16 protein-coding genes are annotated in these 23,431 nt (G+C 68.1%); 10 read left to right on the forward strand and 6 right to left on the reverse strand.

Going from position 1 to position 23,431, the window contains the following annotated elements:
• Window positions 1-52 precede the first annotated feature (52 nt).
• Entirely contained in the window at window positions 53-994 is a 942-nt protein-coding gene (gene era, locus NC4_RS21815) for a GTPase Era (protein WP_067541326.1), read from the forward strand.
• 273 nt (window positions 995-1,267) lie between these two features.
• Here the strand turns inward: era and NC4_RS21820 are convergent, their stop codons facing one another.
• On the reverse strand, window positions 1,268-2,689 hold the full coding sequence (locus tag NC4_RS21820; protein ID WP_067541328.1) for an amidase: 1,422 nt from the start codon (window positions 2,687-2,689) through the stop codon (window positions 1,268-1,270).
• Window positions 2,690-2,737: 48 nt separating this feature from the next.
• A complete protein-coding gene (locus NC4_RS21825) occupies window positions 2,738-3,259 on the reverse strand; it encodes a GNAT family N-acetyltransferase (RefSeq protein ID WP_218021258.1) in 522 nt (173 codons plus the stop codon).
• A gap of 358 nt (window positions 3,260-3,617) precedes the next feature.
• Between NC4_RS21825 and recO the strand changes: the two genes are divergently transcribed.
• The 4 genes from recO (at window position 3,618) to NC4_RS21845 (ending at window position 6,429) form a co-directional block, all read left to right on the forward strand.
• Window positions 3,618-4,391 carry a DNA repair protein RecO gene (recO, locus tag NC4_RS21830; RefSeq protein ID WP_067541329.1) on the forward strand — a complete coding sequence of 258 codons (774 nt, stop codon included), beginning with the start codon at window positions 3,618-3,620 and terminating at the stop codon, window positions 4,389-4,391.
• A gap of 44 nt (window positions 4,392-4,435) precedes the next feature.
• Window positions 4,436-5,134 (forward strand): thiaminase II/PqqC family protein, encoded by a 699-nt coding sequence (locus NC4_RS21835; protein ID WP_169814850.1) that lies wholly within the window; start codon window positions 4,436-4,438, stop codon window positions 5,132-5,134.
• A gap of 87 nt (window positions 5,135-5,221) precedes the next feature.
• Window positions 5,222-6,025 carry an isoprenyl transferase gene (locus NC4_RS21840; protein WP_174566879.1) on the forward strand — a complete coding sequence of 268 codons (804 nt, stop codon included), beginning with the start codon at window positions 5,222-5,224 and terminating at the stop codon, window positions 6,023-6,025.
• Window positions 6,022-6,429, forward strand: a complete 408-nt coding sequence (locus tag NC4_RS21845) for a CesT family type III secretion system chaperone (RefSeq protein WP_157555034.1) — start codon at window positions 6,022-6,024, stop codon at window positions 6,427-6,429. The genes NC4_RS21840 and NC4_RS21845 overlap by 4 nt, the downstream gene beginning before the upstream one ends.
• 15 nt (window positions 6,430-6,444) lie before the next feature.
• Here NC4_RS21845 and NC4_RS21850 read toward each other — a convergent pair whose 3' ends face one another.
• Window positions 6,445-7,068, reverse strand: coding sequence for a TetR/AcrR family transcriptional regulator (locus tag NC4_RS21850; protein WP_067541333.1), 624 nt, complete (start codon window positions 7,066-7,068; stop codon window positions 6,445-6,447).
• Between the two features lie 104 nt (window positions 7,069-7,172).
• On the opposite strand from NC4_RS21850, the gene NC4_RS21855 reads away from it, so the two are divergent.
• A complete protein-coding gene (locus NC4_RS21855) occupies window positions 7,173-8,138 on the forward strand; it encodes a hypothetical protein (protein WP_067541335.1) in 966 nt (321 codons plus the stop codon).
• 91 nt (window positions 8,139-8,229) lie between these two features.
• Here NC4_RS21855 and NC4_RS21860 read toward each other — a convergent pair whose 3' ends face one another.
• The 3 genes from NC4_RS21860 to NC4_RS21875 all read right to left on the reverse strand — a co-directional run bounded on the left by NC4_RS21860 (window position 8,230) and on the right by NC4_RS21875 (window position 10,079).
• Entirely contained in the window at window positions 8,230-8,643 is a 414-nt protein-coding gene (locus NC4_RS21860) for a Fur family transcriptional regulator (RefSeq protein WP_067541337.1), read from the reverse strand.
• Between the two features lie 3 nt (window positions 8,644-8,646).
• Window positions 8,647-8,946: an ArsR/SmtB family transcription factor gene (locus tag NC4_RS21865; protein WP_067541339.1), complete on the reverse strand. Its 300-nt coding sequence runs from the start codon at window positions 8,944-8,946 to the stop codon at window positions 8,647-8,649.
• A 191-nt stretch (window positions 8,947-9,137) separates the two neighbouring features.
• Window positions 9,138-10,079: a hypothetical protein gene (locus NC4_RS21875; RefSeq protein ID WP_067541343.1), complete on the reverse strand. Its 942-nt coding sequence runs from the start codon at window positions 10,077-10,079 to the stop codon at window positions 9,138-9,140.
• Window positions 10,080-10,336: 257 nt separating this feature from the next.
• On the opposite strand from NC4_RS21875, the gene NC4_RS21880 reads away from it, so the two are divergent.
• From NC4_RS21880 to NC4_RS42985, 4 genes are all read left to right on the forward strand, one after another.
• Window positions 10,337-11,728, forward strand: a complete 1,392-nt coding sequence (locus NC4_RS21880; protein WP_067541345.1) for a glycine--tRNA ligase — start codon at window positions 10,337-10,339, stop codon at window positions 11,726-11,728.
• A 216-nt stretch (window positions 11,729-11,944) separates the two neighbouring features.
• Window positions 11,945-12,658, forward strand: a complete 714-nt coding sequence (locus tag NC4_RS44795; protein ID WP_369690777.1) for a DUF6875 domain-containing protein — start codon at window positions 11,945-11,947, stop codon at window positions 12,656-12,658.
• Window positions 12,659-12,664: 6 nt separating this feature from the next.
• The gene (locus NC4_RS21890) at window positions 12,665-16,453 is read left to right on the forward strand and encodes a non-ribosomal peptide synthetase (protein WP_067541349.1); all 3,789 of its coding nucleotides are present in this window, start codon (window positions 12,665-12,667) and stop codon (window positions 16,451-16,453) included.
• The gene (locus tag NC4_RS42985) at window positions 16,368-23,417 is read left to right on the forward strand and encodes a non-ribosomal peptide synthetase (RefSeq protein WP_245721858.1); all 7,050 of its coding nucleotides are present in this window, start codon (window positions 16,368-16,370) and stop codon (window positions 23,415-23,417) included. Before NC4_RS21890 ends, NC4_RS42985 begins: the two co-directional genes overlap by 86 nt.
• Window positions 23,418-23,431 lie beyond the last annotated feature (14 nt).

Raw genomic sequence — 23,431 nt, forward strand, 5'->3', positions numbered from 1 at the left:
GGCCCGGCATTCCCGAGGGCTTCGATCTGGAAACCGAGTCGGAGGTATTCGAGTGAGCAATTCCAAGGACGAATTCCGTTCGGGCTTCGTATGTTTCGTGGGCCGTCCGAATACCGGCAAGTCCACGCTGACCAATGCCCTGGTGGGGCAGAAGATCGCCATCACCTCCTCGCGCCCGCAGACCACCCGGCACACCATTCGCGGCATCGTGCACCGCGAGCACGCCCAGCTCATCCTGGTCGACACCCCCGGTCTGCACCGCCCGCGCACCCTGCTCGGCCAGCGCCTCAATGATCTGGTGCGCGATACCTATTCCGAGGTCGACGTCATCGCCATCTGCATTCCGGCGGACGAGAAGATCGGTCCGGGCGACCGCTGGATCGTGGAGCAGGTCAAGCTCATGGCCCCCAAGACCACCCTGCTCGGCGTGGTCACCAAGATCGACAAGGTGAGCCGCGACCAGGTCGCCCACCAGCTCATGGCGGTCTCCCAGCTGCTCGGCCCCGAGGCCGATGTGGTGCCGGTATCGGCCGTCAAGGGTGAACAGGTCGAGGTCCTCATCGACGTCATCGCCTCGAAAATGCCCGAGGGCCCGGCCTTCTACCCCGACGGCGAGCTCACCGACGAGCCCGAGGAAACCCTCATGGCCGAGCTCATTCGCGAGGCCGCCCTCGAAGGCGTCCGCGACGAACTCCCGCACTCCCTCGCCGTGGTCATCGAGGAAGTCCTCGAGCGCGAAGAGAACGAAGACGAATCCGAGGGCAAACGCTCCGCCCCCGGCATGCTCGACGTCCACGCCCTCCTCTACGTCGAACGCCCCAGCCAGAAGGCCATCATCATCGGCAAGGGCGGCTCCCGCCTGAAAGAAGTAGGCACCAACGCCCGCAAACAAATCGAGCACATCCTGGGCGTCCGCATCTACCTCCACCTGCACGTGAAAGTAGCCAAAGACTGGCAGCGCGACCCCAAGCAACTAGGCAAACTCGGCTTCTAACCCCCGCTCCCCAGCGCGGCAGCACGTCGATCTCCCCAGTCCACACCCCATGTCGCAGGTCCACACCCTGTGTAGAGGGTGTGCACCCGCGATACGGGGTGTGAACTCACGGGATTCCAGCTAGGCGGTGGGCGGGCACCCAGTGAGAGCCACCCAATGTGGTGGGGTTACCCAGTGCGGTGGGGCCACTCAAGATGGTGGGGTCACCCAGTGCGGTGGGGTCACCCAATGTGGCCGGTTATCTGGCGGGTAAGGGTCACCTGGCGGGGTGGGTTATGTGGCGGGGCGGGGCCACCACGGAGTGGGGCGGGATTCGTGCCATTTCAGTTCCGATTCCAGTTGGGCGGCAACGGAAACGAGGAGCTGTTCGGAGTTGGCGGGGCCCATGAGCTGGGCGCCGACGGGCAGGCCGGTGGCGGTGAAGCCTGCGGGGACGTTGACGGCGGGCCAGCCCAATACGTTCCAGGGCCAGGTGTAGGGGCAGGCGGCGGTGATGAGCGCGTCGGTGGCCCAGTTGCCGATGTCGTCGATCTCGTGCACGCCCGGGGGAGGGGTGGCCGTGGTGGGGGCCAGGACGAGGTCGTAGTCGTTGAAGAAGCGGCCGATTCGCATGCGCAGCAGCGGTTCCGCCTGGCGGGCGGCGAACAGCAGGGGTCCCAGGACGCGGCCGGTGAGTGCGTTGGATTTGGTGCGCGGATCGACGACCGCGCCGGGCAGGCGGTCCAGGGCCTCGCGGATGCCCACCATGGAGCGCGGCAGGAAGGTCGCGCCCATGAGCACGCCGTAGTCCAGATCCGCGACGGTCACCTCGTGCCCCAGGCGGCGCAGTGTGTTCGCGGTCGCGTGCACCCGCGCCTCCACCTCGCGGTCGAGCGCGGTCTTGGTGGCGGTGAAGGGGATTCGCAGCGACAGGGCGATGCGCAGGCGGCCCGGATCGCGGCCGACGGCTGCCGAGACGTTCAGGGCGGGCGGGGTGTGCTTATCGCCGGAATGCGGTCCGGCGGCGACATCGAGCAGCAGCGCCGCATCGGCGACCGTGCGCGCGAGCGGGCCGTTCACGGTGAGCCCGTAGAACGCTTCGGCCAGTGGCCAAGTGGAGATCCGCCCGCGCTGCGGCTTGATACCCACCAGGTTGTTCCACGCGGACGGGATGCGCACCGATCCGGCCCCATCGGAACCCAGTGCGGCGGGGACCAATCCGGCTGCGACCGCCGCCGCCGATCCTCCGGAGGAGCCGCCGGGCGTATGGCCCGCGCTCCACGGATTGCGGGTGTGCCCGAAGGCATCACCGCTGGTGAACGGCAACTGCCCGAGTTCGCAGGGATTGGTCTTGCCGACGATCACCGCTCCGGCGGCCCGTAGGCGCCGGACCGATTCGGCATCCTCGGTCTTGGCCGGAAAATCCCCGCCGCAGCCGAAAGCCGTTGGCGTCCCGGCGAGATCGGTGTCGTCCTTGATGGCGATGGGCACCCCGAGCAGCGGCGCCCGCTCGCCCGCGGCGATCCTGCGATCCGCCTCGGCCGCCTCCACGAGCGCCGCTTCCCGCCGCACGATCCGGAAGGCATTGAGCGTGCTCTGACTGGCGTCGATGCGATCTAGTGCCGCACCGGTCGCCGCCACCGAGGTGACCTCACCCTTCACCAATGCCGCCGCCAGTGCCGCCAGCCCGTATTCGTCAACCGACGCCGTCGTCATGTGAACCCCGTCTCCCTGCCGTATCTGGGAAACGTAGCGCGATTCTGGTCACACGTCCAATGTCTGTCGCCCGACTGGTGCGGGAGTGTGAGCCCCTCGAGACGCTCCTGTCAGGCGATGTCCTTGGCGAGGATGTACTCGACCGCTCCGGGCGGGAAATCGGGAATCTCGCCGACAATGCGGAAGCCGTGGCCGAGATAGAACTTGGGCGCCTGGAAATCCCAGGTCTCGGTGCGCGCGGGTGCAGCCCCGCTCCCGGGCGATGTCCTCGGCAGCGGTGAGCAGCCGTCCGCCCAGTCCCGTCCCGCGATACTCCTCGTCCACCCAGAACATATCGATGACCAGCCAGTCGGCCCAGGTCCGCCCGGTGAGCCCGCCGATCATCCGCCCCTCCCGGACCAGATAGACCTGCACCGGCTCATCCCCTTGCTCGGGCAGCTGATTCAGCCGCCGCAGCACCGGCGAATGCCTGCTGTTGTACTCGTCGAGCCGTTCCTCCAGAAACGCCAGCCGCTCCTCGTCGAGCCCGGCCTCCAGCACCGGCTCGGACACTATCTCCGAATTGGTCACCGCCCCATCATGATCGCCCCCACACCCCGACGGCCAGAGATTTACCGCCCGCCCGGCACCGGCGTCACCGCCGATCACGTTTGCACGCAGCCTGGGCAGCACTGCGACCCGAGCCGAGTCGGATCCGCGGAGGATCCTTGGTCCGCACAGATTTCCGGCCTCCGCGACCGCTACGGCCGCACGAACGGACTACGCCCGTAGCGGGTTCGCATGGGCGGACTGCGTTCGCAGGGGCGCGTGGATGGATGGTGCTTGCGGGCGGACTGTGTTCGCGGGGCGCGTGGGGCGGGATTGCGCTCTGGGCGGACGCGCGGCGACACTGTGCTCCCGGGTCGGTCCTTCGTGCGAGACTGTTGCGGTGCGGTTGTATCGGGATCATGCGGTGGTGTTGCGCCAGCACAAGCTGGGCGAGGCCGACCGTATCGTCACCCTCCTGACCCGCCAGCACGGTCTGGTTCGCGCGGTCGCCAAGGGTGTGCGCCGCACTCGCTCCAAATTCGGGGCGCGACTGGAGCCCTTCGCCTATATCGACGTGCAACTACACCCCGGCCGCAATCTCGACGTCGTCACCCAGGTCCACACCGTCGAATCCTTCGCCGCCGATATCGTCGCCGACTACGGCCGCTACACCACCGCCTGCGCCGTCCTGGAAACCGCCGAACGCCTGGCCGGTGAGGAGCGCGCCCCGGCTCCCCGCCTGCACACCCTCACCGCCGGCGCCCTGCGCGCCGTCGCCCTCGGCCAGCGCCCCCATGGACTGATCCTCGACGCATTCCTCCTACGCGCCATGGGTTTCGCGGGTTGGGCGCCCGCCCTCGACGATTGCGCCCGCTGCGCCACCCCCGGCCTGCACCGCGCTTTCCATGTAGCCGCCGGTGGCGCGGTCTGCGTCCACTGCCGCCCCCCGGGCGCGGCCACCCCCATGGTCGGCGTCCTCGACCACATGAGTGCCCTGCACCGCGGCGACTGGTCCGGCGTCAATGCGATCCCTGACCACATGCGCCGCCAAGCGAGCGGCTTGATCGCAGCCCATCTGCAATGGCATCTGGAACGCCAACTCCGCACGCTGCCATTGATCGAACGCACCCGCCCCCACGAGGCCCTCGAGCACGCCGAATCCACCGTCGGCTGATCGTCCCGCGCTGTCCGCCGAGCACTTCCCGATCGCGGAGGGCGTTGACAGCGGCCGGTGCGAGTGCTGCGCTGGAAGACATAGGCGACCGCACCGCTGATGAACTGGTCGCGCAGGCCCGGAGTGAGATCTCGGCCGCCGCGACCTCCAATCGATTCCTGGATCTATTGGAAAGGCGGGAGATTCCGCGGGAACGGCTGGAGTGGCTGGCGGGGGAGGAATATCGGATCGTCGGCAGTGACCGGCGAAGTTTCGCGCTCCTGGGGGCTCGGTATCCGGAGCCGCCGTCCGGGCAGCTGTTTCTGTCGTTGGCGCAGGGGGAGGCGCAGGCTCTAGCCTTGTTGTTCGACTTCGCGGCGGCGCTCGGTCTGAGTGAGAAGGATCTGCGGGCGTACGAGCCGCAGCCGTTCGCTCAGGCGTATGCGGCTTATATCGCGCAGCGGGCGATGTTCGGAACGGCGGCCGAGGTGGCGCTTGCCATGGTGGCGAATCTGGAGGAATGGGGATCGTATTGCGGGCGAGCCGCTTCGGCGCTCGGCTCGCGTTACGGGATGGGTGATTCGGCGATCCGGTTCTTCGGGTTCTTTGCCGAATCCCCACCGGGATTCGCCGAACAGGCCACCGCGGTGATCGCGTCGGGTCTGGCCGCGGGAGAGGATCCCGGCGATATCGCCCGCGCACCGCGGCTGCTGCATGCCTACGAAACGGCCTTCTGGAATTCCCTGGTCGAGGGTCTGCCCTGACCGTTCGGTCGGCCCGATGCGCGGAGTTCGTGATGGTGTTGTGCGAATCCCGTGGTCGAAGTCGGGCGGGTTGGGGCGTCGGGCAGGATAGGGGGCGTGATCGGTAACCGTAAGCCCTCCACAGCACTGCGCACTGTTCGCCCGCCGACGCCGCATCCGTCGGGGGCGACGCCGCCCGCCATTCCGGCGGAGTTCGTGCCCAAGCATGTGGCGCTGGTGATGGATGGGAACGGGCGGTGGGCGCAGGAGCGCGGGTTGCCGCGGACCGCGGGGCACGAGCGGGGCGAGGCCGTGCTCATGGATACGGTCGAGGGCTGTATCGAGATCGGGGTGAAGTGGCTGTCGGCTTACGCGTTCTCCACCGAGAACTGGAAGCGGAGTCCGGACGAGGTGCGGTTCCTCATGGGGTTCAACCGGGATGTGATCCGGCGGCGGCGCGACGAGATGCACGAGATGGGGGTTCGCGTGCGGTGGGCGGGGCGGCGACCGCGGTTGTGGCGCAGCGTGATCAAGGAATTGGAGATCGCGGAGGAGCTCACCCAGGACAACACCGTGATGACGCTCACCATGTGCGTCAATTACGGCGGGCGGGCCGAGATCGCCGATGCCGCACGGGAAATCGCGCGGCGGGTGGCGGCGGGGGAGCTGGATCCGGAGAAGGTGAACGAGGCGACCATCGCGCGGTATCTGGATGAACCGGATATGCCGGATGTGGATCTGTTCCTGCGGCCCTCGGGTGAGCTGCGGTCCTCGAACTTCCTGATCTGGCAGTCGGCGTATGCCGAATTCGTGTTCCAGCACACGCTTTTCCCGGATTTCGATCGCCGCAACCTGTGGGAGGCGTGCCTCGAGTACACCAAGCGGGATCGCCGGTTCGGCGGCGTGAAGTGAGCGACGAGCTGACTCCGGCCGAGGAGTTGCAGGCCCGCGCTGGGGCGTGCCTGGGCCGGTACGACGTCGATGTGCGCATCGAGGACGGCGGCCTCGGCTTCGAATTCGACGGTGCGCTGTGCTCATTGCGCGCGGTCAACCTCGCGCCGGGCCTGGATGTGCTCACGCTGACCTGTGTGCTGGCCTGGGACCGGCCGCTGAAACCGCAGCTGCACAAGCGCGTTGCCGAACGCAATGCCGCGCTGCAGTTCGGCTCGATCACCGTCGTCGGCCACGACAAGCAGGCCGATGTGATCCTGCGCTACACCTTCCCGGCGGCCGGTCTGGACGACGAGGCGCTCACCACCATGCTGCTGCTGGTGCTCTCCGGCGCGGGCCGCGCGCGCCAGGGCCTGCTGCCCTGACGCGCCGAAACCCGTTCAGTTGTGGGTGATTTCCGGAACGAGCGGGGTGTAGTGCGGCAGTAGCTGCGCCATGCCCCGGGCGAGCGTGTCGGGATCGACATCGCCCAGGATGAGGTGCTGCAGGATGAAGCCCGGCAGCACGCCCAGCAGGGCCTTGGCCACGGCGTCGGTATCGGCGTCCGGGGGGAGCCAGCCGACGGCGATCATCCGCTCGGCGTAGTCGTGCCAGAGGCGGCGGATGCCGCCGATATTGGTGCGGACGTAGTCGGCGATATTGGGATCGGTCAGGGCGAGGGCCCAGGCCTGGGGGATGAGGCGCACCGGACCGCCCGGACCACTGAGGGCGATGATCTGTTCGGCGATGGTGCGAATGAGCTCCGGGGGAGTGGGGACCGGATCGCCGTGCACCGCCTCGGTGAGGGCGGCCCGCAGATCGACCGCGGCCTCGGCGGTCAGGGCCTCGATGATGTCGTCCTTGGACTTGAAGTAGCGGTAGACCGCGCCCGCGGACAGGCCGGATTCGGCGAAGACGTCCTGCATGGTGGTGGCGTGCAGACCCTTGTGGGCGAAGCACGCTTGCGCGGCGTCGAGGATCTGCTGCCTGCGGCGTTCCAGATGTTCTTCGCTTACTCGGGGCATGCTCCCAAAGTAAAACGAATATCCGTTCTTGACAAGCTGACAGTGGGATGTCAGAGTTGTCCCAGCAAAAAGAACGAACCTTCGCTTTTTTGGAAGAGACTCTGATGAACACCACGAAACGCGCCGTCGCCCTCGGATTCGCCGCCGCTCTCATCCAGGCCGTCATGCTCATCGCCTTCGCGTGGCCCGCCGCCAATATCGCCCCCCGCGATCTGCCCATTGCCGTGGCGGGCCCGCAAGCGGCCGTGGTCGCCGAGAAACTGGCCGCTCAGAGCCCCGACGCCTTCGATATCCGCACCTTCGCGGACGAGGCCGCCGCCCGCACCGCCATCGAAGACCGCGAGGTCTACGGCGCCATCGTCACCGGCGGACAGCCCCGTGCCCTCATCGCCTCCGCCGCGAGCCCCGCTGTCGCCCAGCAGCTCTCGGCCATGGCCCAGTCCTTCTCCGGCAGCGCCCCCGCCCCCGTCGAGGATGTCGTCGCCGCCGATTCCGACGACCCGCGCGGCGCGGGCTTCGGCGCCATGGTGCTCCCGCTGGTCATGTCCGGCCTCGCCGCCGGTGTCCTGCTCACCCTGCTGGTCCCGTCCATCCCCGCCCGAGCCCTCGGCCTGACCACCTTCGCCCTGTTCGGCGGCCTGCTGAGCATGAGCATCGTCCAAGGCTGGCTGTCCCTCATCCCCGGCAACTACCTGACCATGGCCGCCATCGCCGCCCTCGTCTCCTTCGCCGTAGCCGGAACCGTAGTCGGCCTCGCCGCCGCCATCGGCCGCGCCGGTATCGGCCTGGCCGCCCTGACCATGCTCCTCATCGGAAACCCCTTCTCCGCAGCCACTTCCGCCCCCGAAATGCTCCCCCAGCCCTGGGGCGCCCTCGGCCAGATCCTCCCGCCCGGCGCCGCCGCCTCCCTCATCCGCTCGGTAGCCTTCTTCGACGGCGCCGCCGCAGCAGCCCCCCTGACAGTCCTCCTCTCCTGGTCCGCCGCGGCCCTGGCCCTCCTCGCCTTCGCCACCCTCCGCACCCGAGACGCCGCCCCGGCGAAAACCCCGGAACTGGCCCCGGCCGCCTGACCGCAACCAAACAAACGCGCCCCGTGCAGAAACTGCACGGGGCGCGAGTTGTATTGGTGGCGAAGCCCCCACGACCTCGCGTCAGCGTTGTTCAGCTCTTTCCGTTGGTGCAGGGGCGGCAGGTGCCGAAGATTTCCATGGTGTGGCTGATGTCGCTGAAGCCGTGTTCGGCGGCGATGGCGTCGGCCCAGGCTTCGACGGTGGGGCCTTCCACTTCGACGGTGCTGCCGCAGTTGCGGCAGACCAGGTGATGGTGGTGGCCGGTGGAGCACTGGCGGTAGACGGATTCACCGGAGTCGGTGCGCAGGACGTCGACCATGCCTGCCTCGGCGAGGGATTGCAGGGTGCGGTAGACCGTGGTCAGGCCGATGCCCTCACCGCGTTTGCGGAGTTCGTCGTGCAGCTCCTGCGCGGAGCGGAATTCGTCGATGTCCGACAGTAGTGCGGAGATGGCGCTGCGCTGCCGGGTGCTGCGGACGCCCACGGTCTTCTCGGTGCTTCCCACGGGTCACCCTTCCTCGGCGTGGGCGACGGCGTCGATCACGATATGCGCCAGGTGTTCGTCCACGAGTTCATAGATCACTTCACGGCCGGTGCGCTCGCCCCGCACCACGCCCGCCGACTTGAGGATGCGCAGATGCTGGCTGATCAGCGGCTGCGTCACCCCGAGCGTATCGACCAGTTCGTGTACACAGCGCGGCGATTCGCGCAGCTGCAGCACAATGGCGATGCGCACGGGCGCGGCTAGGGCGCGCAGCAATTCTCCCGCGGAATCGAGAATCGTGCGCGACGGCACCGCGGGCGGCATGGGCGACCGGTACGGGTACGGGTCGTGGGGGATCGCGGCCGGGGCCTCGGTCGCGACGCGGGAACGCCGCAAGGGTGCACCGCTGTCCGTGGTCATCGAAACCAACTCCTTATTGGAAATCGATGCCAAGTATCCGTATGCACAGGTGTGCATGTCAAATAGGCGCGCGGGAAAGGCGCGCGGCGAGCCGATCAGCATCCGGATTCGGTGACGATCGGGAGCGTCGGATCGAAGTACGACTCCGGCGTCCGAGTGTCCGGGGTTCCGTAGGAGCCGGGCGGATTGCTGTAGTTGGGGGCCGGGAAGCCCTCCTTGTTCAGGCCGCAGTTCACCGAGTAGGAGAAGCCGGTGGCGGTGCCGATCCACATGCCCTGCGAATCCTCGGTCCACTGCGCACCGTCGACCAGGAGGTATTCCACCTGATGGCGGACTACCGACACGATGTCGAAGTACTCGGTCAGCTCCGGCGGATCGGCGGTATGGAAGGCGTAGGCGATCAAGTAGTCGGTGTGAACCACCAGGTCGTCCTCCGCATTGACCGACAGGGTCATCGACCCGGTAACCCGCGGCGTCACGGGCAGCAGGTCGTAATCGGGGTGGATCCGCTCCTGCAGCCACCACGTCTTCTCCTCGTCCCCGGCGACGAGCAGCGGCCGGATATCTCGCGACACCTGGAGCGGCGCGAGCAGCCGCTGCGCCGGTTCGGCATCGTGGTACCTGATCGTGTACGCGTTCAGCCGCGACAGGATGATCAGCAGTTTCGCCCTGTCCAAGGCGAACGCGACCTGTTCGGCCGAGTACCGCCCGACCGCCGTCGCGGGCGGCGGCACGATCCCCGCCGCACCCTCCGGCCACCACGCCGCGGGCGAGCCGTTGAAAGGCTGGTCCAGATCGACCTTGGTGGTGCTCGCCACCGAAGTCGGCGGGGCGCTCGTCGTCGCCACGGTGGCCGTACCGGGCTCGTCGCCGCCCAGGCGCGGCAGCACCACCGCCGCCACGGCGAGCAGCGCCGCCACGCTGCCGACCACCGCAATGCTGATCAGGCGTTTCTTCCGCCGATGGGCTCGCAGCGCCTGCGTCTCGGCCGCCCGCGCCCAGGCGTCGTCGAATGGTTGGAAGGGAAAATTCTGCATGGCCGACCCCCGTCGGAACCTCGTCCCGCGCCGCCGCTACCGCGCGACGCCCTCCCCAGGCGGTCCGCGCTCGGCGGCCTGTGCCTTTTCACTATCCCCCAACCGAACCGAATGTACGGCTCGATTCGGGCCTTTCGGGCACGGCCGAATGTGATCCATGGCCCGCCTAGGCCGAGTGGGTGTAAAACCCCTAGCACCGTGCAGATAGTCTTGACTTGATCCCTTGCAATCTTCCGGACCGGATGGAGATATCTCGAGTGGCACCCAAGTCGAAGGTGGACACCGTCGCCAACCTCGCCAAGCGCCGGGGCCTGGTGTACCCGAGCGGCGAGATCTACGGCGGCACACGGTCGGCGTGGGACTACGGGCCGCTGGGTGTCGAACTCAAGGAGAACATCAAGCGGCAGTGGTGGCGGTCCATGGTGACCAGCCGCGACGATGTGGTCGGCCTGGACTCCGCGATCATTCTGCCGCGCCCGGTGTGGGTGGCCTCGGGTCACGTCGCGGTGTTCAACGATCCGCTGGTGGAATGCCTCAACTGCCATAAGCGGCACCGGCAGGACCACCTGCAGGAGGCGTACGCCGAGAAGCACAAGATCGACGACCCGGACTCGGTCGCCATGGAGCTCATCGTGTGCCCGGACTGCGGCACCACGGGCAAGTGGACCGAGCCCAAGGACTTCAACATGATGCTGAAGACCTACCTGGGCCCGATCGAATCCGAAGAGGGCATGCACTACCTGCGCCCGGAGACCGCGCAGGGCATCTTCGTGAACTTCGACAATGTCGCCACCACCGCGCGCAAGAAGCCGCCGTTCGGCATCGCCCAGATCGGCAAGAGCTTCCGCAACGAGATCACGCCGGGCAACTTCATCTTCCGCACGCGCGAGTTCGAGCAGATGGAGATGGAGTTCTTCGTCAAGCCGGGCGAGGACGAGCAGTGGCATCAGTACTGGATCGACACGCGTATGGCCTGGTACACCGACCTGGGCATCGATCCGGAGAACCTGCGGCTGTACGAGCATCCGAAGGAGAAGCTCTCGCACTACTCCACCCGCACGGTGGATATCGAGTACCGCTTCCAGTTCCAGGGTTCGGAGTGGGGTGAGCTGGAGGGCGTCGCCAACCGCACCGACTTCGACCTGAAGACCCATTCCGAGCATTCGGGCAAGGAGCTGGTCTACTTCGATCAGCAGTCCGGTGAGCGCTACACCCCGTACGTGATCGAGCCCGCGGCCGGTCTGACCCGCTCGCTCATGGCGTTCCTGGTGGATGCCTACACCGAGGACGAGGCGCCGAACGCCAAGGGTGTCATGGAGAAGCGTACGGTGCTGCGGCTGGATCGCCGCCTGGCCCCGGTGAAGGCTGCGGTGTTGCCGCTGTCGCGCAATGCGGATCTCTCGCCCAAGGCGAAGGATCTGGCCGCCACGCTGCGCAAGAACTGGAATGTCGAATTCGACGATGCGGGCGCGATCGGCCGCCGGTACCGCCGTCAGGACGAGATCGGCACCCCGTTCTGCATCACCGTGGACTTCGACACGCTCGAAGATCACGCCGTCACGGTGCGTGAGCGGGATTCGATGGCCCAGGAGCGGATCGCTCTAGATCAAGTAGAGGGCTACCTGGCGGCCCGTCTCATCGGCGCCTGAGAGCAGCCCTACAGCCGCCTGAGAGTAGGCATATAGAAAAGACCGGTCAATGCCTGACCGGTCTTTTCTTTATTTCGATGCCCCCGGAATTTGGGGCGCTATAGCGTAATTCAGGTATGGCACTACTCGTGTTAACGACCCATGACCGGCGCACTATGGAATAGATGTATGGGCAACGGCGCTCTTCGCTGTTGCTCGATTCTGCCGAGGTGAGTCATGAGCGAGCGTGTTACTGGCCCCCGCTCGGGGCTGCAATGGGTCTCATTGGGGGACACCGGATCATCTTGTCCAGCCGCTAGGTCGACGGTAGCGGCTTTTCGATCTTGGGCCGAATCTTTTCTGACCCAGCCCAGTGATGAACTGGGCCGAGACGGGCCCGTATGCCCGTATGTCCGACCGTCCATGCGGCGTGATCTGCTCTGGCTGGCGCAGGTCCCGGCCGCGGAGCCACGACCGATGTGGGTTCGGGCGATCATCAAGGACGCACTGGAGGTGTATCCCGAACTGCCTACGGGGAACGGCAGTTCCACCTCCGTACTGCGTGCATTGATCACGGTGTTCCCGAACCTTACCGACTATTCACTCATCGATGAGATCCACGAGGAATTCAAGACCAAATTCGTGGAACAGGGAACGATGCTCGGGCAATTTTACCCGGGATGTGATCAGCCGGGCTTGTGGAACAAGGATTTTCGGCTATTGGACGCGCCGCTGCCGATGCTGGTGGTGCGTTCGATGATGACAACCGATTTCCCGTTCCTGCTCGGTAAGCCGGAATGGATGAACGCCTATGTGCGTAAGTTCGCACCCATGGTGCCCGCGCATGTACGGGCGGTCATGGTGGGGCGCTTGACGTCTCGGCCCGACATCTGGGTTCCGGCGTACGAGGAACAGCCCGAAGACGAATCCTGTACGCCCGCATCCCGGTGAGGAACCATGACGCGCGAACTAGCGGCGGAACAGACCGCCACCGTATTTCCGCTGTCCCCGGCTCAGCTGGGGATGTGGTACGCGCAGCAGCTGGATCCGAGCGTGCCGCTCTCGGAGGCCCAGTACATCGAGATGCGCGGGCCGCTGGATCTGGCGGCGCTGCGCCGTGCCGGGGGGATCGCCGGGCGTGAATTCGGTTCCGGCGTACTGCGGCTGGTGGATATCGACGATCGGCCGTACCAAGTGGTCGATCCGAATATCGAACCGGCGGTGGGTTACCTCGACTTCGGTGACCGGGCCGATCCGGTGGCCGAGGACCTCGAATGGATGCGCGCCGACGTGGCCGTGCCCATCGATCTGACCGGTACCGGCACCGGGCTGTCCACGGTGCTCCGCGTCGGCGCGGACCACCACCTCTGGTACACCCGCGGGCACCACATCCTCATCGACGGATACGGCTCGGTGACCATGCTCCACCGGGTCGCGGAGCTCTACAACGCCGCCGTCCGCGGGGAGCCGGCCCCGCCGGGCACCGCGTCCTCGTTGCTCGAGGTGCACGAGGCCGAGATGGCGTACCGCGAATCGAGCCGCTTCACCACCGACCAGCGCTACTGGAACGAGATCACCGCGGGCATGCCCGACCGTTGCAGCCTGGTCTCGGCCACCGCTCCCGCCCGAGCCCTGGCCCGGGAGGCCCGCGCCCAACTGCCCGAACGGACCGCCACGCGCCTGGAGAGCGCGGCGCGCCGCTTCGACACCAGTTCGGCCACCGTGGTCATGGCCGCCGTGGCCCTCTACTACGCCCGCCTCACCGCCACCGAGGACGTGGTCCTGAGCCTGCCGGTCTCCGGCCGCACCACCGCCATGCTGCGCCGCTCCGGCGGCATGATCGCCAATGTGGTGCCGCTGCGGGTGCGGGTCCCGCGGGACGGACACGTCGGCGAGGTCCTGGACGCCGTGCGAGTAGCGGCCTCGGGCGCCCTGCGCCACCAGCGATTCCGCCACGAGGACATGCGTGCGGATGCCTCCGTCCAGCCGGGATTCGCTGCGGTGGAGACGATCCCGGGCGCGAGCGACGCGGCCGGTCCGGTGGACACCGCGGGATCGGCCGGTTCCGATGTGCGCCCCGGCGCGGCGGGCCCGGCGACGTCCGATGTCGCGGGCGGGCCGGAGTTCGGGCGGGGGCTGGTGGGGCCGGTCATCAACATCATGTTGTTCCCGGCGGGGATCGATTTCGCGGGGCTGGACTCGAGCCTGAACGTGGTGACGTCGGGGCCGATCGAGGATTTGTTCGTCAACTTCTACCAGCACGGGGCGAATGCGCCGATCCATGTGGATTTCGCGGCGAATCCCCGGCTCTACGAAGAGGATTCGCTCGGCAGGCACCATCGGCGATTCCTGACGGTGTTGGAGTCGCTGCTGTCGGCCGAGGCCGATACTCCGCTTGCGGAGCTGGAGTACTGCACCGAGGACGAGAGGCCGCTGCTCGCGGGGGCGCATGGATCGTTCGCGCTGGAACCGCTGTTGCTGCCCGAGCTCTTGGCCTACGGTCGGCGGTTGGGCGGAGCGGATGGTGTCGCGGTGGTCTGCGGCCGTCGGCAGCTGAGCTACGGCGAGCTCGATGCGCTCTCGAACGACTTGGCGCGCACGCTGTTGCGCACCAGCGGGCCCGGCTCGACCGTGGTCGGTCCGGAATCCGCTGTACTGCTGGCGCTTCTGCGTTCCATCGAGGCCATGGTGGCGCTGTGGGCGGTGGCCAAGACGGACGCGGCCTTCATGCCGATCGGTGCCGGAATGCCCGGTGACCGGATGGAACGCATTGCCGCCGAATGCGGGGCGCGGATCGGGCTGACATTCGAGAAGTCCGTCGCCGATCTGCCCGGGTCGGTGCGGTGGATCACGCTCGACGGCTTGCTCGAGGTCGCCGCGGACGTGCTGGACGCGCCGCTGTCGCCGCAGGAGCTGAACGGCGTTGCTCGCATCGAGAATCCGGCCTACATCGTGTTCACCTCCGGTTCCACGGGTGTGCCCAAGGGCGTGGTGGCAACCCATGCCGGTCTGCTGGCGCTGACCAATGCCATTACCGATGCCTACTTCGTAACAACCGAATCGCAAGTGTTGCAGTGCCTGAACCCGAGTTTCGACGCGTCGGTGCTGGAGTGGCTGATGGCGTTCTCGAACGGCGCGACATTGGTTGTGGCGGACACGGATCCGGTGCTGGGACCGGAACTGGCCAGACTGGTACGGGAATACGCGATCACACAGGTGTGCTCGACGCCCGCGGTGCTGTCGACGCTGGAACCGGATGCGCTGGACGGTGTGCATGCGGTGTCCTCCGGCGGTGAGCCGACGCCGCCGGATATCGTGGCGCGCTTCGGGATCGGGCGGGCGCTGCTGAACTCCTATGGGCCCAGCGAGACCACCGTGGCCGTCACGCATACGGAGGGCCTGGTGCCGGGGGAGAACGCCGGTCTCGGCGATCCGATCGCGGGCGCGGGAATGCTGGTGCTGGATCGTTGGCTGCGGCCGGTGCCGACCGGCGTCGCCGGAGAGCTGTACGTGACCGGCCCGGGTGTGGCGCGCGGATACGTCGGGCGTCCGGGCCTGACCGCCGAGCGGTTCGTGCCCGCGCTCTGGGGTCCGGCGGGCGCCCGCATGTATCGCACCGGTGATCTGGTGCGCTGGACCGAATCCGGTGTGCTCGAGTACGTCGGGCGCGGGGACTTCCAGGTCAAGCTGCGCGGCATGCGCATCGAGCTCGGTGAGATCGACGCGGTGCTGAATGCCCATGCGGCCGTGGAGATCGCCGTGACGGTGGCCCGTCCCGGCCCGAGCGGCAATGCCATGCTGGCCGCCTATGTCGTACCGCACGCGGACGCCACTGTGAGCGAGGCCGACCTGCTCGATCACGCGGCACGCCGCCTGCCCCCGTACATGGTCCCCGCCACGGTCACTGTGCTCGGCGCGCTTCCGCTCACCGCCAATGGCAAGGTGGACCGGCGCGCGCTTCCGGAACCCGTTGTGACACAGCCGGTCCGGCAGCGCGAGGCATCCTCCGAGACCGAACGCACCCTGTGCGCCCTCTTCGCCGAGATCCTCGGCACCCCCGATGTCGGCCCCGATACCTCGTTCTTCGCCCTCGGCGGCGATTCGATCATGGCCATTACCCTGGTCTCGCGCGCTCGCGCGGCGGGGCTCGTCTTCTCGGCCTGCGAGGTGTTCGAACACCGCACGCCCGCCGCGCTGGCCGCCATTGCCGTCACCCCGGAGGACCACACCGAAAAGCTCCCCGAACTGCCGGGCGGCGGTATCGGCCGCTTGCCACTCACACCGATCGCGGCCTGGCTCCTGGCCCGCCCCGGGTGGGAGCATTTCGCCCAATCCATGGTTGTCCGCCTACCCGTCGGCATCGAACCGGATGCCTTGCGCCGCACCGTCCAAGCCCTCGTGGAACGCCACGACATGCTCCGCGCTCGCGTGGTCGACACCGACACCGGGACCGAACTCGAAGTCCCGCCACCGCATGTCGCCGATGCCGCGAGCCTCATCACCCGAATCGACTGGCCCACACGACCTGCTGCGGAAGCGCCGACCACCGGCGGTGGTTCAAGCGGCGAAACCGGCTCCCCCGACAGCGCAGGCCGGACCCGACACCATCGAGCGCGAACTGGAAGCGGCAGCCCACCGCCTCGATCCGCGCACCGGCCACATGCTGGCACTGACCTGGCTCGACCTCGACCCCGGACCCACGACCCCGGGCCGCCTCCTGATCGCCGTCCACCGCCTGGCCTGTGACGCGGTCTCCTGGCGAATCCTGCTCCCCGACCTCATCTCCGCCTGGTCCCAGATCTCGGCCGGAACCACACTCACCCTGGATGCGACCGGCACCTCCCTGCGCACCTGGGCACACGCCCTGAACACCCTCGCCTCGGAACCGGTCCCAGCCAGCGCGATAGGCGCGCAGGACATCTCGGAAGCTTCAGCTGCGGCAGACGTCCCCACCGAGGGTGGGGCGGAGAGCCAGAGCTGGCCACTCGACGAGCTGGAGCACTGGCGCGATGTGTTGGCCACCGATGCGGTTCTGGGCCGACGGCGTTTGGATCCGGCGGTCGACACGCACGGCACTGCCGGTCGCATCGAGGTCGAGGTGCCCGCCGCCGCGTCGGCGGCGCTGGTCGGCCGGATCGCCGCCGCATACCGCTGCGGCGTGGAGGAGGCTCTGCTCGCCGCCCTCACTCTCGCATTGGCGCGATGGCGCACGCGCCGTGGGCAATTCGATGCGGCCGCCGCCGAAACCCTGGTCGCGGTCGAGCGGCACGGCCGCGACGAGGCCGCGGTCCCCGGCGCCGACCTGTCCCGCACCGTGGGCTGGTTCACCGCACAGGTCCCCGTGCGCCTGGGACCCGTAGTGGTGGGCCCCGAACCGATGTCGGCGAGTGACGGGGATGCGGCCACCGGTTTGGGTGCGGCTGAGGCGGCGTTGAAGCTGGTCAAGGAGCAGGTGCGGGCGGTTCCGCGTGGTGGGTTCGGATATGGGCTGTTGCGGTATCTGAATTCGCGGACGGCGGGGGAGTTGGCCGGGTTGGGGGAGCCTCAGGTCGGGTTCAACTATCTCGGGCAGTTGCCGGATGTGGCGGTGGAGGCGGACTGGGTTCCGGTGTCGATGGCCGATCGGCTCGGTGGGCATGCGGATCCGGATATGCCGTTGGCGGCCGTGGTGTCGGTGGATGCGGTGACGCTCGAATCCGAACGGGAGCAGCGCATTCGGGCCGTGTGGAAGTTCGCGGCGGGGGCCGTGGATCTCGCCGATGTGGAAGAGCCGGCGCGGGAATGGGTTTCGGCGGTCGGGGAGATCGCCGAGCTGGCGGCCGGTACGGTCGGGGGATTCACGCCGAGTGATCTGCCGCTGCTGGAGGCCACGCAGGCCGAAATCGACTCGTGGGAACGCGAATACGTGCGCCTCGACGATGTGTGGCCGTTGACGCCATTGCAGCGGGGGCTGATGTTCCAGGCGCAGCTGGCCGACGGGAGCTCGGACGGGTACTCGGTGCAGGCCGTGATCGATGTTGAGGCCGATGTCGATATCGAGCGACTGCGGGGCGCGGCCGAGGCGCTGGTCCGGCGGCACGAGGTATTGCGGGCCGGGTTCGTACAGTCCGGTGATCGAGCCGTTCAGGTGATCGCCGCCGAGGTGGCGGCGCCGTGCGCCTATCTCGAGGCGTTCGGCGCGTCCGAGGCCGAACTCGACGAGATCGCGGCCGCGGAGCTGCGCACACCCTTCGCGGTCGGTACGCCGCCGCTGATCAGGTTCCTGTGCATTGCGCTGGGGGAGCGCCGGTTCCGGCTCGTCATCACCAACCATCACCTGATCCTCGACTGCTGGTCCATGCCGTTGCTGTTCGCCGAACTCATCGGACTCTACGAAACCGGCGGAACGGCAGCGGGATTCGGATCACCGGAACCCTTCCGGCGGTACCTCGAATGGCTGTCCGGGCGCGATGCCGACCAGGCCAGGGAGGCGTGGTCCCGCGCCCTCGACGGTTTCGAAGGCCCGACCTTGGTCGCCCCGACCGCCCCGCGCGCCGATGCCGCGACCGCCCCTGTCGCCCACGAGGTTCCGCTGCCCGACGGCCTGGCCGACCGGCTGCGCGCCACGGCCGCCGACTGCCAGGTCACCGTGAACACCATCGTGCAGGCCGCCTGGCCACTGCTCCTGGGCGAACTCACCGGTTCCGCCGATATCGTCTTCGGCGCAACGGTTTCCGGCCGCCCGCCGGAGCTGCCCGGCGCCGAGCGCATGATCGGCATGCTGGTGAACACCGTCCCCGTGCGCATCACCCTGAACCCGGCCGAACCCCTCGCCGCCCTCCTCTCCCGCATCCAGCGCGAACAGGCGGACCTGGCCGAACACCAATTCCTCGGCCTGGACGAAATCCACGCCCGCACAGGCTTCGGCCCCCTGTTCGACACCGCCACCGTCTTCGAGTCCTACCCCGTCGACGCCGCCTCCCTGACCGCCGCCACCCGCCAAGCCCAACTCGCCATAACCGGCATCCAGGCCCACGACGGCACCCACTACCCCCTCTCCCTGGCCGCCTACTCCACCGACGGCCTCCGCCTGGAGATCACCCGCTCCCCCCGCTACTTCGAAGCGGCCCAAGCGGATTCGATCGCCACCGCCCTGGCCCACCTACTCCACGCCCTCACCGAGAACCCTCACCGCCGCACCAGCCAACTCCACAGCACCGACCCGGTCGAGAGTCCGGCCATAGTCCACGGAGCACCGACCCACCCGACCCAATTGCTCCCCGACCTCCTGACCGCTGGCGCGCTGCCGGACACCCTCGCAGTGGTCACCGCCCATCCAGACCTGGAGTCCGGGACCGGAAACGGCCTGCTCGCCGCTATTGCCATGGCCACCCGTGCGGCGCAGAGCGGTGGCAGTGACACACAAACCTCGAACAGGCGGTCCGACGGCGACCCGGGGCATGGGGGCAGCGTCACGCCCCCGAGCACGCTCTCCTTCGAAGGGCGCCTGACGTATCGCGAACTGGACGCCCTTTCGAACCGCCTGGCGCGCCTCCTGATCGACGCTGGGGCCGGTCCCGAGCATGCGGTGCTGGTGGCCCTGCCGCGCTCGGCAGCGGCCATGCTGGCGATCTGGGCCATTGCGAAGACCGGCGCGGCTTTCGTGCCCGTCGATGTGACCCAACCGGTCGCTCGGACTGTCGCGATCGCGGCGGAATGCGATGCGGTTCTGGGCATCGCCATGTCGCGCCCGGAGTCTGCGACCGAGTCCAGCGAGACGGATGGGGCGCTGCCAGAGGGGCCACAGTGGATCGCGCTGGACGATCTGGCGGTCACCGCCGAACTCGGCACTCGGTCGGCCGATCCGGTCACCGACGCCGAGCGACTGGCTCCCCTGCGGCCCGAGCACGCGGCGTACGTGGTCTTCACCTCCGGCTCGACCGGGACCCCGAAGGGTGTGGTCGTCACCCATTCGGGGCTGGCGAATCTGGTTGCCGCGACCGCCGAGGGCTGCCGGATCGATTCCGAATCGAGAGTGCTGCACTGCCTGAATCCGGCTTTCGATGCCGCGATCTCGGTGTGGCTGACGACCTTCGCGGCGCGTGCCACGCTCGTCATCGCCCCGCCGGAGGCGAACGCCGGTGCGGAGCTGGCGGCGGTGATCGCGGAAGGCGCTGCGACGCACCTCATTTGCACGCCATCCATGCTGGGCACCCTCGAGGCGGCCGACCTCTCCGGCGTCCGCTTCATCGCTCTCGGCGGTGAACCGTGCCCGCCCGCTCTCATTACGCGTATGGGGCAGGGGCGGCACGTGGTGAACACCTACGGCCCTGCCGAAACCACCGTCGCCGTCACCTACTGCGACCCGATGACGCCGGACACCGCGTCCATCATTGGGCACCCGGTTCCGGGGACTACCCTGCTCGTGCTGGACAGCTGGCTGCGCCCGGTCCCGCTGGGCGGGGTCGGCGAACTGTACGTGCGCGGCCTCGGCGTCGCCCGCGGGTACGCCGCCCGCCCGGATCTCTCCGCCACGCGATTCGTTCCGGATCCTTACTCGGCCGGGCAGCGATTGTATCGGACCGGCGACTTGATGCGCTGCACACCAGCCGGTTTCGAGTACGTCGGGCGCACCGATCACCAGGTCAAGATTCGCGGTATCCGCGTCGAACCCGGTGAAGTGGACGTGGCCCTGATGGCGCATCCCCGGGTCGAGGCGGCCATCACAATCGCGCACCGAACCTCCACCGGGGCAATGGCGCTGTGCTCGTACGTCACCGTGTCCGATACGGCGAAAGGTGCAGCGTCCGAGCCGGAGTCGACGGTGCAGCGGTCACTGACCGCGAGCGAGCTGCACGTGTGGATCGCGGGGCGGCTGCCGCGGTACCTGGTGCCGTCGAGCATTCAGGTGCTGGACGAGCTGCCGCGGACCGATAGCGGGAAGGTCGATCTGCGGGCCTTGCCGGAACCGGTGGTGGCTCAGGCGGAATACGTTGCGCCGGTCGGCCTCGAGGTCCTCATCGCGGAGATCTTCGCCGAGGTGCTGGGGAACGAGCGGGTCGGGGCGCGCGACGACTTCTTCGCATTGGGCGGGGATTCGCTGATCGCCACACGGGTTTCGGCGTGGTTGAGTGCGGCATTGCAGGTGGCCGTGCCGGTGCGCATGTTGTTCGAGGCGCCCGTGGTGGGGGAGTTGGCGCGGCGGCTGACGGGTGCGCGGGCCGATTCGGCGGAGCCCGCGCTGGTGCGCGGAGTGCGGCCGGATCGCGTGCCGTTGTCTCCGGCGCAGCAGCGGATGTGGTTCGTCAATCGCTACGATCCGGCATCACCCGCGTACAACGTACCTGTGGCGCTGCGGCTTTCGGGTCGGCTGGATCATGATGCACTGCGAGATGCCTTGCGGGATGTGATCGAGCGGCACGAGACGCTGCGGACGGTCTATCCCGATATCGACGGTGTGGGCGGGCAGCAGGTGCTGACGGTCGACCAGGTGCCGCTGGACCTCCAGCCGGTCGATGTGTCGGTCGAAGAACTGCCTGCCGCGGTGGTGCGCACGGTGACAGCGGGATTCGATGTCACCGCGGCGGTTCCCTTGCGGCTGCGGCTGTTCCGGATCGCGCCGGAGGAGCATGTGATCGTGCTGGTCGCGCATCACATTGCCACGGATGGTTTCTCCATGGCTCCGCTGACACGAGATGTGGCCGCGGCCTACGCGATTCGATCCGAAGGCCAGGTGCCGGACTGGGAACCGCTGCCGGTGCAGTATGCCGATTACACGCTGTGGCAGCACGCTCGGCTCGGAGCCGAGGAGGATCCGGAGTCGCTGCTGGCGCGACAGATCGACTACTGGTCGCGCACGCTGGCGGGCGTACCGGATCACCTGGAACTGCCGACGGATCGCCCGCGCCCCGCGCGGGCCTCCCATCGCGCGGGGGAGTGGACGACCCGGGTCGACGGTGCGGTCACGGGCTCGATCGAGCGGATCGCCCGCACGCACCGGGCCACGCCGTTCATGGTCGTGCACGCGGCCTTGGCGGCCTTGCTGGCTCGGATGAGCGGCACATCCGATGTGGTCATCGGTACGCCGGTGGCCGGGCGCGGGCGGCGCGAACTCGATGATCTGGTCGGCATGTTCGTGAATACGCTGGTATTGCGCACCGGGATTCGCGCAGGAGAGAGTTTCGGTGCACTGCTCGACCGGATACGCGATATCGATCTCGCCGCGTTCGAACAGGCCGATGTGCCCTTCGAGCGGCTGGTCGAGGTGCTCGCACCGGCACGCTCCGAGGCGCGGCATCCCATCGTGCAGGTCATGCTGGTGTTCCAGAATCTGACGATTCCGGAACTGGAGGTGCCGGAGCTGAATGTCGCTCCGCTGGAGCTACCGCAGACCAACAGCCGATTCGATCTGAGCTTCACCGTGATCGCCACGGGCGACGGCCTGGAGGTGCGCTGCTGCTACGCCACCGACCTGTTCGACGAGCCCACCGTGGCGGCGCTGGCCGATCGGCTGGTGCGGCTGCTCACCGTCGTCACCGGAGAGCACGAAACGCCGGTCGGGGATATCGATCTGCTGACCGCCGGTGAAACCGACGCGCTGCGGATGGCCGAACCGCCCGCCGCCGCGCCCCGCGCTCTGGCCGAGCTCATGGCGGAGGCCGTCGCCGCCAATCCGGACGGCGTCGCGGTGGTCTGCGGGGATCGGCGGCTGACCTATCGGGAGCTCGACGAGCGCGCCGAACTGCTGCCCGCGCAACTCCTGCACGCCGGAGCAGGAACGGAAACACTGGTGGCCGTGGGCATTCCACGATCGATCGAATCCGTTCTCGCGGTCTGGGCGGTCGCTCGCACGGGCGCCGCATTCGTTCCGGTGGACCCGGCCTATCCGGCAGACCGCATTGCCCGCATTATCGAGGTCTCCGGCGTCCGGCTCGGCTTGACGGTCTCCGCACAGCGCGACCGGCTGCCGGGTGCCGTGGACTGGTGGAACCTGGACGAGCCGATCGCACCGCAGACCGAGCAAGGGCGGATGGCCACGCGGGCAACACGTCCGGACAACCCGGCCTACGTCATCTTCACCTCCGGTTCCACGGGCGCGCCGAAGGGCGTGGTCGTCACCCACTCGAGTCTGGCGAATCTGGCCGTAGCGCAGCGCGACCGCGACGGCATCGGCCAGGATTCACGCGTACTGCACGTCGCCTCACCGAGTTTCGACGCCTCGGTACTCGAGCTGCTGATGGCGGTCGGTGCGAGCGCGACGCTGGTGGTCGCGCCGCCGACCGTCTTCGCCGGTCCCGATCTCGCCGAACTCATGGCCCGCGAACGGGTCTCGCACATCGGCATCACGCCTTCGGCGCTGTCCACCGTGGATCCGGCCGGGCTCGATGCGCTGCAAATGATCATCACCGGTGGCGAACCCTGCCCGCCGGAACTGGTGGCGGCCTGGGCCGCGCCGGGCCGCTTGCACTTCAACGACTACGGGCCGACCGAGGCCACAGTGTGGGCCACCGGCAGCGCGCCACTGCGTCCTGGCGATCCGATCACCATCGGCGCGCCCGCACCCGGATTGCGCGCGCTGGTGCTGGACGACCGCCTGCACCCTGTGCCCGACGGCGTGGTGGGCGAGCTGTATCTGGCCGGAATCGCACTGGCACGAGGTTATTTCGGCCGAGTCGATCTCACTTCGGCGCGGTTCGTCGCCGACCCGTTCACGGCCGGTGAGCGCATGTAGCGCACCGGTGACCT

This window comes from Nocardia crassostreae, assembly GCF_001613405.1.
In the GTDB taxonomy this organism is placed as follows: domain Bacteria; phylum Actinomycetota; class Actinomycetes; order Mycobacteriales; family Mycobacteriaceae; genus Nocardia; species Nocardia crassostreae.